The 825-nt window shown below is 43.9% G+C and carries 2 protein-coding genes; both read left to right on the forward strand.

Annotated features, from left to right (window positions below; translation table 11 throughout):
* Positions 1-111: diacylglycerol kinase (locus A3712_RS19455; protein ID WP_197465868.1), on the forward strand; the 111-nt coding region annotated here is incomplete at its 5' end.
* A gap of 94 nt (positions 112-205) precedes the next feature.
* On the forward strand, positions 206-825 hold a 620-nt coding region (lexA, locus tag A3712_RS19460; RefSeq protein WP_063524720.1), incomplete at its 3' end, for a transcriptional repressor LexA.

Below are 825 nucleotides of genomic sequence, written 5' to 3' on the forward strand. Positions count from 1 at the left end.
GGGAGTGAACATCATGAACTTTCAGGAATGGCGAAAGATGTCGGCTCGGCAGCTGTTTTTTTCTGTTTAGCGCTTGCGGCTTATGTATGGTTTGAGATCTTGGTTTTGTAATTAGTAAAAAATGAACTAAAAACAACCAATTGCTTTGCTTTTGTCCAGTTACTGGATATACTCACAGTCAACTGTATAAAAAGACAGGTGAATCATGAAGCCGTTAACGCCCCGCCAACAACAAGTCTTTGACCTTATCAAAGGTAAGATCGAAGATTCCGGTATGCCACCGACACGCGCAGAAATTGCTCGTGAATTAGGCTTCCGTTCTGCTAACGCTGCAGAAGAACATTTGAAAGCCCTTGCTCGTAAAGAAGCGATTGAGATTATCCCGGGTGCGTCTCGTGGTATTCGTATTTTGCTTGAAGATGCAGCAAACGAAGAGCAGGGTCTGCCTCTGATCGGTCAGGTTGCCGCTGGTGAGCCTATCTTGGCTCAAGAGCATGTAGAAATGCATTACCAAGTCGATCCTAGCATGTTTAAACCTCAAGCTGATTTCTTACTTCGCGTAAATGGCGAAAGTATGAAAGACATCGGTATTATGGATGGTGACCTGCTTGCTGTTCACAAAACAAAAGATGTCCGTGATGGTCAGGTTGTGGTTGCTCGTGTTGATGATGATGTAACAGTAAAACGTCTAGAACGTAAAGGTTCTACAGTGCTGTTACACGCTGAAAACCAAGAGTTTTCTCCAATCCGTGTCGATCTAGAATCTCAACACTTGTCTATTGAAGGTCTTGCTGTTGGTATCATTCGCAACACGGACTGGATGTA

It is taken from the genome of Vibrio sp. HI00D65, from assembly GCF_001635455.1.
In the GTDB taxonomy this organism is placed as follows: Bacteria; Pseudomonadota; Gammaproteobacteria; order Enterobacterales; family Vibrionaceae; genus Vibrio.